Source organism: Acinetobacter sp. LF10, from assembly GCF_048585715.1.
Lineage (GTDB): Bacteria > Pseudomonadota > Gammaproteobacteria > Pseudomonadales > Moraxellaceae > Acinetobacter.
Genome location: NZ_CP184160.1, coordinates 1,252,093 through 1,263,903 on the forward strand (window position 1 = coordinate 1,252,093; position 11,811 = coordinate 1,263,903).

General features: G+C 36.0%; 10 protein-coding genes, 1 pseudogene and 1 other annotated feature. Of the genes and pseudogenes, 6 read left to right on the plus strand and 5 right to left on the minus strand.

Going from position 1 to position 11,811, the window contains the following annotated elements; translation table 11 throughout:
• The first annotated feature begins 29 nt into the window (after positions 1 to 29).
• Positions 30 to 155, plus strand: coding sequence for a YHYH domain-containing protein (locus ACN19N_RS06055; protein WP_000733641.1), 126 nt, complete (start codon positions 30 to 32; stop codon positions 153 to 155).
• Positions 156 to 207: 52 nt separating this feature from the next.
• On the opposite strand, the gene chrA is transcribed toward ACN19N_RS06055, so the two are convergent.
• From chrA to ACN19N_RS06075, 4 genes are all read right to left on the minus strand, one after another.
• Positions 208 to 1,560, minus strand: a complete 1,353-nt coding sequence (gene chrA / locus ACN19N_RS06060) for a chromate efflux transporter (RefSeq protein WP_257736397.1) — start codon at positions 1,558 to 1,560, stop codon at positions 208 to 210.
• Positions 1,561 to 1,562: 2 nt separating this feature from the next.
• On the minus strand, positions 1,563 to 2,483 hold the full coding sequence (locus ACN19N_RS06065) for a chromate resistance protein ChrB domain-containing protein (protein ID WP_334009883.1): 921 nt from the start codon (positions 2,481 to 2,483) through the stop codon (positions 1,563 to 1,565).
• Positions 2,484 to 2,820: 337 nt separating this feature from the next.
• Entirely contained in the window at positions 2,821 to 3,699 is an 879-nt protein-coding gene (locus ACN19N_RS06070; protein ID WP_005058259.1) for a toll/interleukin-1 receptor domain-containing protein, read from the minus strand.
• Positions 3,700 to 3,772: 73 nt separating this feature from the next.
• Positions 3,773 to 5,050: a tyrosine-type recombinase/integrase gene (locus ACN19N_RS06075; RefSeq protein ID WP_340600959.1), complete on the minus strand. Its 1,278-nt coding sequence runs from the start codon at positions 5,048 to 5,050 to the stop codon at positions 3,773 to 3,775.
• 883 nt (positions 5,051 to 5,933) lie between these two features.
• Here ACN19N_RS06075 and ACN19N_RS06080 point away from each other — a divergent pair.
• Complete coding sequence (locus ACN19N_RS06080; protein ID WP_420002195.1) at positions 5,934 to 6,284, plus strand: hypothetical protein; 351 nt, start codon at positions 5,934 to 5,936, stop codon at positions 6,282 to 6,284.
• A 135-nt stretch (positions 6,285 to 6,419) separates the two neighbouring features.
• On the opposite strand, the pseudogene ACN19N_RS06085 reads toward ACN19N_RS06080, so the two are convergent.
• A pseudogene (locus ACN19N_RS06085) lies at positions 6,420 to 7,668 on the minus strand (IS3 family transposase).
• Positions 7,266 to 7,379: a sequence feature (AL1L pseudoknot), on the minus strand. Its footprint overlaps the pseudogene before it by 114 nt.
• Positions 7,669 to 7,981: 313 nt before the next feature.
• Here ACN19N_RS06085 and ACN19N_RS06090 point away from each other — a divergent pair.
• The 4 genes from ACN19N_RS06090 (at position 7,982) to ACN19N_RS06105 (ending at position 11,308) form a co-directional block, all read left to right on the plus strand.
• Complete coding sequence (locus tag ACN19N_RS06090; RefSeq protein ID WP_420002196.1) at positions 7,982 to 8,770, plus strand: hypothetical protein; 789 nt, start codon at positions 7,982 to 7,984, stop codon at positions 8,768 to 8,770.
• An 18-nt stretch (positions 8,771 to 8,788) separates the two neighbouring features.
• On the plus strand, positions 8,789 to 9,223 hold the full coding sequence (locus tag ACN19N_RS06095) for a hypothetical protein (protein WP_269228203.1): 435 nt from the start codon (positions 8,789 to 8,791) through the stop codon (positions 9,221 to 9,223).
• A gap of 109 nt (positions 9,224 to 9,332) precedes the next feature.
• Complete coding sequence (locus tag ACN19N_RS06100; RefSeq protein WP_269228202.1) at positions 9,333 to 9,998, plus strand: response regulator transcription factor; 666 nt, start codon at positions 9,333 to 9,335, stop codon at positions 9,996 to 9,998.
• Positions 9,974 to 11,308: an ATP-binding protein gene (locus ACN19N_RS06105; RefSeq protein ID WP_269228201.1), complete on the plus strand. Its 1,335-nt coding sequence runs from the start codon at positions 9,974 to 9,976 to the stop codon at positions 11,306 to 11,308. The genes ACN19N_RS06100 and ACN19N_RS06105 overlap by 25 nt, the downstream gene beginning before the upstream one ends.
• The last annotated feature ends 503 nt before the right edge of the window (positions 11,309 to 11,811 follow it).

Genomic DNA, 11,811 nt, shown 5'->3' on the forward strand with positions numbered 1-11,811 from the left:
TTTATCGTTCAATAAAAAAGGGAAACAATATGAAAAAACTAATCTTGGTATGTTTAATGGGGCTTGCGGTAACAAATGCTTTTGCTCATTCAGGTGGTACTGATTCTTCGGGATGTCACACGAATAGTAAAACAGGGGATCGTCACTGCCACTAATAAAAAAGAGTAAGCCTAAGCTTACTCTTTATTTTTTCAAAAAATAAAATCGTTATATGACTGTGTGCAAGATTAGACCGCATAGTGCAGAAGCAAAAATGACATACATGACTTTGACTTCAAAATGGAATAAGGCAATAAATGCAGCAATTGCGATTAAAGCAGCTTCATAGTTGAAGGGATGACTAAACCCATTTGGCCATAATACGTGATAGCTAAAGAAGAGTGCGAGATTAAGAATTACACCAACAACGGCAGCAGTGATTGCAGTTAATGGGGCAGTAAATTTTAATTCATTATGAGTTGATTCAATGATAGGCGCGCCAGCCAGAATAAATATGAAAGAAAATAAAAATGTAAACCATGTAACTATCGTTGCCCCAATAGCCCCTGCTAAGAATAGATGCTCTGAGCCTAATAATGCCTGATTAAATGCACCTAGAAAGCCAACGAATGCTACAACCATGATTAGAGGACCTGGGGTGCTTTCCCCAAGAGCTAAACCATCAATCATTTGAGTTGGGCTCAACCAACCATAAAAATTTACAGCACCCTGATAAACATAAGGTAATACTGCATAAGCACCACCAAATGTTAGAAGTGCCGCTTTAGTAAAGAACCAAGCCATTTGTGTATACGAGTGATCCCATCCAAGAGTTAAACTTAAACTAATGATAGGAATAAACCATAGTAGACCACCGATGAGCACAATACTGCCTAATCGTTTCCAACTAAATATTGCATGTTCTGGTGTAGGTGTATCATCGTCAATTAAAGCCCGACCATAATCCTTTTTACTTTGTTGATGTGAATTTCCACCAGAAAACAGGGTCGGATATTTTTTACTGGTTAGATATCCAATAATAGCCGCAGTGAAAACGATCAAAGGGAAGGGTAGGTTAAAAAAGAAAATCGCAACGAATGCTAATGCAGCAATCATCCACAAGAATTTGTTCTTTAATGATTTACTACCAATTCGGTGCGTTGCATGAAAAACGATAGCAACAACGGCAGGTTTAATCCCATAAAAAAGACCAGCAATAATAGGGACATCACCAAATTTCACATAGACCCATGACAGACCAATCAGGATAAATAGAGAGGGTAATACAAAAAGGATTCCTGCAACTAATCCACCAACGGTTCTATGCATCAACCAACCGATATAGGTTGCTAATTGTTGTGCTTCAGGCCCAGGCAGTAACATGCAGTAGTTGAGAGCATGTAAAAAACGCTTTTCAGAAATCCAACGTTTTTGTTCAACAAGTTCTTGGTGCATGACGGCGATTTGGCCTGCGGGTCCACCAAAACTAATAAACCCTAATTTAAGCCAAAACAGAAAAGCCTGCCAAAATGAAACAGGCAGTATCTCAGGTTCTGGTGGTGTAATCAGTTCTTGTTCCATGATTATTCTCTTGAAAGGTTGGCATATAAGCCATCAAAAATATGGTTGGACAATTCAAATAATTGATCATCATTGCTAATTTGACTTCGAATGCCTTGAATAATTTTTTCAATACCAAGCGCTTCAGGAGGTTCAATACCACCTATATCAAGGTAATGAACAATTTCAGCGATTTTCTTTAATGCGGGTGTTTCTAGATCAAAACTATGTAAAAGAACTTCGAAGGTCACCCAATGATCGATGTGGCTGAAAGTTGCACCATCAAAATCGAATCCTAATGCTTCTTGTGGGCAGTCACTCGGCGTTTCTAACCAAATGAATGTTGGTGAAGTATCAATAAATGTCTTGATTAGCCACGCAGAGGCCAGACGATCAATCCAAGGTCGTTTACGTGTTGCCCAAGTTCTATTTTGATAACTAGTTTTGTTTAATAGTTGGATATGAGCTTGTATTGCTTGAGGTTCATTCGCTTCACCAATACGTGCAATTGAAAGCTCTAATGAAGATAGTTCATTTAAAACCTGAGCTTGAGTCTCATCAGGGTAATAATCAATTTCTACAAGTGCATCGATACTTTTTCTCAGTTTACGAACTTGCTTGAGTAGCTCTTTCTTTTCATCTTTAGTCTGTCGATCTCTCAACTCAGAGAGTTGTTTATAGAGGACATCGTATTCTTCTTTTCGATTGAAGAAAGGAGCTAATTCAAGATTTATAGGTTGGTCTGCGTGAAATACATAAGCAGTCCCTTGTTCTGAGATAACATCATTAGTAATAGGATCAAACTTTTCACTATGGGAAATAGGGAGTAAGTAGACCCCATCTCTTAGAATTGCTGCGCCACTTGCTTTGAGAGATCGCCAGACTCTCATCCGAGTGGTTGTGTTCTGCGTAGGCAGTGAGGATATGAGTAAGGATATTTTCATGTAATATACTCAACTTATTTGTTTAATATATTACAAATAAAAAAATAAAGGACAAATACAAAGAAGTGATTTCTTATATCAGAAGAAATATTAAAGCGCGGAAATGACTAAAGAGCAGGTGTTTTTTAAGTTTATGATTTTATATAAATTATTTGGTTATATATTGTTTCAGCACACTTCAATATTTGTGAGTTTAGTACTACTTATCAAAGAAAAATTGTTTTAGTTATAGTTAAATTATTGATTGCAAATTGTTTAAATTGCAGGGTGTGCAAAAGTTGACTGAGAATTAGGTTATTTGTAAATCTCAGTCAAAATTTTAACTCTTAGAAGGTGCTTATCGATTTAAGATGACATCAGCTAATTGATGGGCAATTTCCTCAATACTATTTACAGAAGTATTTAAGGCGACTTTATCAGCTAAATTCGGACTATAATCTAAAACATCATTTTTAGTAATTCTGTGCCAAATCGGTAGAATCATTTTGTGACCATTCATTTCACGGGCTACTAAGCCATCAAGTTCATAGTTGGTCCAGTCTTTTTTTATAAAATCAGTTGAAAGAACAACGGTACCGTATTTAGAGTTTCGGAGACCACTATCAATTTTACGACGCAAACTATCCCCAACTTTTAACGTGAATTCGTCGTACCAAACTTTTACTCCAAGTTGCTGTAATGTCTCTGCAAGTGGTCTGACAAAATCTTCTTTATCTTCTGAAGCGTGTGAAATAAACAAATCATATTCTGGTTCAATCTCAGGTATTGTATTGTTGTAAGATGGTATTGAAACATCAGTAATGTATTGGGTAGAAGCCTTAATAGCATCAATTTCACGTTTCAGTTTCTTTTGATGTTCAATTTCGTCTTTCTGATGTTTTTTAGTCAGAGCCTCTAATTTTTTTCTTTCCAGTATTTCTTCTTTTATAAGGTTCTGTTTTTCTTTCAGTAGCTTATTGTCAATATCAGTTTTCTTCTTTTGCAAGTCTGAAAGTTTTGATTGTATTCGAGCGTTTTCTTGTTCTTTCCGACTAATTTCTGTTAACTTTGTTTTTAATGTAGAAGGGCTAGTTGTCTTCCCGATAGAATTTTGAATTTGTAAAATTTTAGAAATTATATCAGCTCCCTTTTTCTGTTCTAAGCTCATTCGATGGGTAATATCTGCTAACTCCTTATTTAATCTTGTTATGGTACTGCTTATAGTTTGTATTGACATGTTGGCTCAATGATAAATATTAAAGAATAAGATTATTATTTGGTTGGGTTAAATACAAGGTTTATGTATTACGTCATTGTGTAAGCGTAGAGCAATACTCTGCCCAATCAGCCATTAAGCCTTTACGTTTTTCTAAATAGCCTCCACGTAAATAAGAAGCTTCAACCTTATCTGGAAGTTTGTGTGCGAGAACATGTTCACACACTTCTCTACGGTAATCTGTTTTGTCTGCCGACCAATCACGGAAAGTAGACCGAAAGCCATGCGTTGTAATGACTCGGTTTTGTTTGGGATCAATATAGCCTAAGCCATTTTCTTTAAGCTTTTGCTCATGCAGTCGTTTGATTAGGGTCGTCAAAGACATATCAGAAAGCATCTCACCACTCCGTGGCGCAGGGAAGATGAAATCTTGAATTAGAGTATGATTTTGAATTGATTCAAGCAAACTTATCGCTTCTTTCGACAAAGGCACATGATGTTCCTTTTCTGCTTTCATACGTTCTTTAGGAATAATCCAGACTTTATTCTTAAAATCAATTTCCTGCCATTTCGCCCCAAAAATTTCACCAGAACGACAGGCCGTTAAAATTGCAAATTCTAGAGCTTTAGGCGAAATTCCTTTTTTCTGTCTCAGGTGTTGAATAAACTCAGCGACTTGTTCATAAGGCAGGGATGGATGAGGGCGCGATTCCTGTTTTAAGTTGCCTAAGATTGGCTCAAGATTACCTTTCCATTCAGCAGGGTTAGTACCCTCAAAATATCCCATAGCCTTAGCATAATCAAAAATAGTTTCTATGCGACCACGAATACGTTTGGCTGTTTCATTTTTTTCGATCCAAATTGGTTTAAGAGCTTCTGCAATATCAACTTTGGTAATTGTGCCAATGGTGAGATTACCTAAAGTTGGATAGATATAGGTTTCTAATGTGGATGACCATTGCCCAATATGCTTTTGATTTTTGAGTTCACGGGTTTTATTGGCAATAACAACTTCCGCACACTCCATGAATGTTTTGTCACGAAGTTTTTGGCTATGCAATTTTTCAAGCTGTTTCTGCTTATGTGCAATTGGATCAATGCCATTTCGTATTTGTAATCTTAATTCAGTTGCTTTAGCTCGGGCTTCAGCTAATGAAACTTCAGGGTAGGGACCAAGACCAATATCACGGCGATGAGGTTTTAACTTTCCATCTCTATCGAGACGTTTGCCAACAACAGCACGTAAAATCCAAACACGAGAATTGCCTTCGACATTCAAGCATAAGCCATCGACACCACCTACAGAGTGTCGACCAGTTGTTTTAATTTTTGCTACACTGAGTGCTGATAGCTCTTTAGATTTCTTTGGCATGATCTTTGGTTACCCCTCAACCTACCCCACATAAAATACTGGAAATGATTGGAATAGACAAGACAAAGTTGGATGGATTAAACTTTAAATTATTGAAAAATATATTTTTATAATATTGGGTTGGATTGCTATGGACTATTGTTAGACGGACACCGCTTCCGCCAAATATCTAAATAAGCCCTTGTTTTTACAAGGGCTTATTTTTTATTTGTGCTTTTACCCCTCATCAAACTTTGGATTGAATCATACAATTTAGAACTTCATCGGACTGAAAAATAGATGTTCTGAATGCACACCATGATGAACTTTGTTTTTTCAAACTAACTTGTAATTGTTTGGGTATGATGGGGAGAGTGGGAGTTAGGGTTGTATTTTTCAGACTTTTTATAGAACCCTTAATTTTCCCAATCTCTACATGCAATGTGTTAGAGCAAAAAAATCAATAAACAATCTATTTGTACCCATGCTTAGAAAATTAAAAAAATCACTCTAAGCTAACAGTGCTTCTTTTTTGTGTGGTACTGAAATCGATTCAACATATCAAGTAAATATTTTCTCAATCTAATAACCCATCTCTTTGCCCATCCAAACAATAAGTCTCATTAAATTCCACAGAGACTATGGTCTGGAATACAACTTCTACGCGTGTAGATATCATTCTTGATTGGTAAAAAGTAATTTAGACAATATGAATCGTCAATATTATTGAACTAATTGTTATGCTAGAAATATAAAAAAGAATTTTAAGGGTATGATTGGTTGTTTTAATAGTACTAAATATAATGTAAAAGTATGCTATAGATAACGAAAATAAAAGATATAGTTCAATTTTAGCAGTGATTTGTAAATTTTTAAATTGTTCATATATTGGTATGGAAATCAAATGAAAAAAAGAATGTCACGAGTACAGAACCGAGTTGAACTTCTTCCTGTGTTGTTTGAGGAAATACGAGCTAATCTTTTAAATTTTGATAAGGAATGGAATCCATTTCAAACTCAAGAAGAGATTGATATATTTGAACAGGTGCAATCTGCTCAGATTAGATTGCTATTTCTCATTGAGGCGGTAGAGGGGTTTTTAACCAAACTGATTATTAGTAAACATAGTTTGTTCGACGTAGAGCTAAGATCAGAGTCAAATTATGTTCCTCAATATCATCGTCCACTCGAAGAGAGCTTTTTTAGTTTCAATCACATTTTTAAGAATGAAGGAATTTTTGATTCAGAAAAATAATTAGTCAAAGAAGCGAATTGTTTTAGCTACGAAATCCAATATGGAGCTGATTTAGAGTTGTGTTTAAAGGTCTTAGGAAGTGTACTTCCAGAGCACTGAACCGTACCGGGTTTGTCGGAGACTTTTTTATTTAAGTTAGGCCACCTGACCTAACGGGTTAATCTTATCATAGTATATTGCTTCAAACTCAAAAGGCGATACATAACCCAGTGCACTGTGTACACGCTTTTTATTGAACCAATCTACCCAGTTTAGTGTCGCAAGTTGTACATCTGCTAAACCTTGCCAATCTGCTTTTAAATATTCAATCACCTCTGTTTTGTATAAGCCATTCACCGTTTCAGCCAAAGCATTATCGTATGAATCACCAGTCGTACCGACTGATGCTCGTAAATTTGCAGCTTCTAAACGATGGGTATAGCGAATAGAAAGATATTGCACACCTCTGTCGGAATGATGAATCACATTCTTTGGCATGCCCCGATCATGCAATGCTTGCTCCAATGCATCGAGCACCATATCTGTATTCATTCGTGTAGATACTTTCCATCCAACAATTGCTCGTGAGAACACATCAATAATAAAGGCGGTATAGACCCAGCCTGAATGAGTTTGAATATAGATAAAGTCAGCAACCCACAAGTTATTAGGCTGATCAGCTCTAAAATTCCGTTTCACCAAGTCAGGTGCTCGTTTTTGGTCATCTCGGCTACGGGTGGTTTGTTTATTCTTACCACGCCAAACACCTTGTATACCTAGCTTCTGCATCAATCGAGCAACTGTACAAAGTGCGATAACATAACCTTCACGTTTCAATTGTTGCCAGACCTTACGCACACCATACCGACCTGAACTTTCCTTCCAAATTCGTTTAATTTGTTCAGCATGATGCAAGTCATGTAAATCTCGCTTTGCTCGATGTTCCCTTGCGAAGCAATGCTTCTCATCGCAGAGATCTAAAGTTCGGTAATAGGTTGAAGCTGCGATCGGTAAAATCTTACAAATCGCATCAATACCATATAAGTCTTTATTGTTATGGATGAAATCCACCATTATTTGTGTGGGCGGTCGAGCTCCGCCTGGGCGAAAAAAGCGGCTGCTTTACGTAGAATCTCATTGGCGCGTTGCAGTTCTTTATTTTCACGTTCGAGTTGTTTGATACGTTCTTGGTCTGACAGCTGCTGTACTTTAACTGGATTTTGTTTATCTAAATATTTTTGATACCAAACACGTAGTGTTTCAGGAGTACAACCCTTGCGCAGTATACTGCTCAGGGAGCAATAGCGGTGATCGCAGCCCAATTCGATGGATAATCTTTTTCAGATTCAATCAATAATTGAACCGCTCTTTCTCTGATTTCAGGGGTATAGTTTGATTTTCTCATTGGAGTAGTCTCCCAGAATATTGACTCTCCGACAAACCCGGTACGGTTCAACCAAGTTCTCCTGATATACCTGTGAGTCCCTGTTTCGCAATTACAGAAGTAAAACCTGCAAAAATCATCGATATAAAGGCAAATAGAATCCAATTTTTCATAAATAGTACCTAAGCATGTTCTTAGATTTCTTGTAGAGCATACAGAAAATCTAATCTAGGATGTTTTAAGAATTTAAGAGTTAGAAGTAAATGCCTAGCTAAGTCTTAGCTAAGTTAAAGTCATTAAACTAGCTGTAGATCCGCTTATATTGGTATATACCATGAGTAACTTACAACTAACTAGTGCAAGTGACTGGTCAAATAAAGTTCCAGAGATCACGTTATCTTTTTGGATTATTAAAATCATGTCTACCACCGTAGGCGAGACTGGAGCTGATTTCTTAGCTGTCAATGTTGGCTTAGGGCAGAATATAACATGTGTAATTATGTTCGTTCTTTTGCTTATAGCTTTATTTATTCAGTTAAATACACATCGTAATACTCCATGGATCTATTGGCTGACTGTGGTTTTAGTAAGCATTGTTGGAACACAAATTACAGATCTGCTAACAGATGGTTTGAATGTCAGTTTATATCTAAGTACATCTATCTTCAGTATTGTACTTACATTGATATTTACTATTTGGTATCGAATTGAACATACACTATCTATTCACGAAATAGTTACACGTCCGCGAGAATTATTCTATTGGGCCGCTATCCTGTGCACTTTTGCACTTGGGACAGCCGCAGGAGACTTAGCAACTGAAGCTCTAGGTTTGGGCTTCATTTGGGGGGCTATCATTTTTGGAATACTAATTGGGATCTGCTTTGCGGCTTGGCGTATGGGAGCAAATGCAGTGCTAACTTTTTGGGTTGCATATATTCTAACTCGACCATTTGGTGCAGCTTTAGGTGATTTTCTAACACAAGATAAAATTTATGGTGGGTTAGGTATTGGAGCCATGTGGACAAGTATTTTATTTCTTTCAATTATTGGCATGTTGGTATTTAAAGCTCAGTTGAATACCAATATAAACAAAAACCAACCAATGCAGACCAATCATTAACTTTAAAGGTAAAAAATCATGAAAACACAGTCTTCATTAATTCACCCTATAGCAGTAATAATATCCACTTTAACTCTGATCTTCGTGGCTGGTTGCTCAAAACCATCTGATACTGTGAATATCAATACATCGACTGTTCAAACATCACAAGTTAACGCATCATCTAAGTTAGGAGACTTGTCAGCATTTCGTAATATTGCAGTTGATGTTAGTGCGCTTGTTGATAAAGGTGATTTAGCGGCAGCGAAGACCCGAATTAAAGATTTAGAATTATCTTGGGATTCAGCTGAAGCAGGGCTAAAGCCACGAGCAGCTGATGATTGGCATGTAATAGATAAAGAGATTGATAAATCATTATCAGCACTTCGAGCTGACAAACCTAATCAGGAAAATTGTAAAGTTGCGATAGCAAGTTTATTAAAAACTTTTGATATGTTCCAAGTAAAGCGCTAAAGATTTACATAAGTCAGAGATTGGGTTGGTTCAAGAACAGCTAGAAATAGTTCTGATGATTATATTGATTCTTTATTGACTATCTAGCTAATCATTAGGTGGAGATAAAATGAGAGTTTTGCTAATTGAAGACGATCTCATGATTGGTGAAGCAATTCAGGGGGCTCTGAAAGATGCATCCTATGCAGTGGACTGGATAAAAAATGGTTTAGTGGCACTAACAACATTAGGTTGCCAGCACTATGATGTTATTTTACTTGATTTAGGTTTACCAAGTCAGGATGGGCTTGATGTTTTAAAGAGTATCCGCACCGAAAATAATCCGATCCCTATATTAATTATTACAGCACGTGATGGCTTAGATGATCGACTGATTGGACTAGATAGTGGGGCAGATGATTATATTTTAAAGCCCTTTGAAATGGCAGAATTACTTGCACGTATTCGAGCCGTACTTCGTCGTAAGGCTGGGAATACGACATCAATACTGAGTAATAGTTTAGTATCACTTGATTTAAGGACCAAAGAAGCAACTCTTAAAGATGGTATACCTATCCAATTGTCTAACCGTGAATTTTCTTTGCTTCATGCTTTGCTATTTCGACCAGGCGCGATTCTATCTCGTGCCGAGTTGGAAGACCGAATATATGGTTGGGGGGAAGAGGTTGAAAGTAATGCTATCGAGTATTTAATACATACATTGCGCCGTAAGTTGGGAAGCGAGGTAATTAAGAATGTTAGGGGGGCTGGATGGATGGTTTCAAAGAAGGTCTAAATAGTTCAGTCCAATTAAAATTGTCTTTTACTTTATCGATGTCTATTTTAATTGTTGCATTGATTGCAGGAGTATTTTCATTTGTATTCGCATTTGATGAAGCACATGAATTACAAGATGATATTTTACGTCAAGTTGTACAGCTCATAGAGCAAAAACAGTTATCTTCTAATGTTACATCTGTGACTCATCTCAAAGGAAATGATGCAGAATCTCAAGTCATTATCCAATACGTTAAAGCTAATCGCCCTGTAAATATAGATGTAGAATTTCCTATATCTGAAATAATGTCTGATGGTTTACATACTCAGGAGGTTAAAGGGAAGTCCTTCCGAATGTTAGTCAAGACTCTTTCCAATGGAGATTGTATCGTTGTTGCCCAACCTTCTAGTTTACGGAATGAAATTGCATATGATAGTGCCTTGCGTACATTAATGCCTTTTTTAATTCTTATGCCCATATTGCTACTTATTGTTGCTCATTTAGTTAGGAACATGTTTCAGCCTATTTCTACACTTTCAAAAGAAATAGACCAACGTGCTGAACATGACTTACGTCCTATTGAAAGTAGACATTTACCAACAGAAGTACGTCCCTTCATTATTGCAATCAACGCACTGTTTATACGTGTAGAACAGTCAATGGAGACTCAACGTCGTTTTGTTGCAGATTCAGCGCATGAATTAAGAACACCAATGACGGCTATTTCATTACAAGCTGAACGATTGTCAGAAGCTGAGATGTCTGAACTAGCTCGTGAACGATTACAAATATTAAGACAGGGGGTAAATAGGGGGCGGAATTTGTTGGATCAGCTTCTTGCTTTAGCTAAAGTTCAGTCTAATCCTGAATTTATGAAAACATTGCTACCTATTCAAAATATTTATTATCAGGTATTAGAAGATTTGATGCCATTAGCAGAAGCTAAGCAAATTGATATTGGAATTGAAGGAAAACTTAATGTTCAAATTTGGGCGAATGAGCTAGACCTCACTATGATTGTCAAGAACCTAGTGGACAATGCAATCCGTTATACACCAATAGGTGGCCGTGTTGATCTATCCATAATTCAACGTGATAATAGAATGATTTTACAAATACAAGATAACGGCCCAGGTATTTCTGTCGCTGAAAGGGAAAGGGTTTTAGATCCTTTTTATAGAATATTAGGAAATGATCAGATTGGATCAGGTTTAGGGCTATCAATTGTCAATGCTATTTCGAAGAGACTTGATGCAAAAATTTATTTCGACTTTACTGATAAGGAAACCCAGACAGGGCTAAAAATTCAAATTTCTATTCCACTTTAAAATTAATAGTTAGCCAAAGGGAAGTATAGAATGTTTTACTTATTAATATTGAATTTAATGAATCTTTAATAAAACGGTAAAATTTTTAATAATATTAAAAATTTTTATGATGATGTTTTATCATATATTATTATATACAATCATTATATTTTGTGTCTATTTTTAAGGAGAAAGATATTGTGTGAAATTTGTATTTATCAGATAGATTTTTAATTTGATTTAAGATGTAATTTTTATTTTAATATGTAGGTGAATCTAATATAAATTTTTTTTACATAAGTGTATTTAGGCAATTAAACATGCGTAAAAAATAAAAAAATCACCATAAGTGATTGTATTTTATTTATTAATTTAAATAACATACATGTTTACTTTTTAGCTGTTACTTACGTTACATGTAATTCTAATAATATCAGAGCCTTTTTTAAATGAAAAAATTGCTTGGTTGTCTTCTCTTTTATATCGGTGAATAAAGCCTTTATCTTCAAATTCTTTTAAAATAT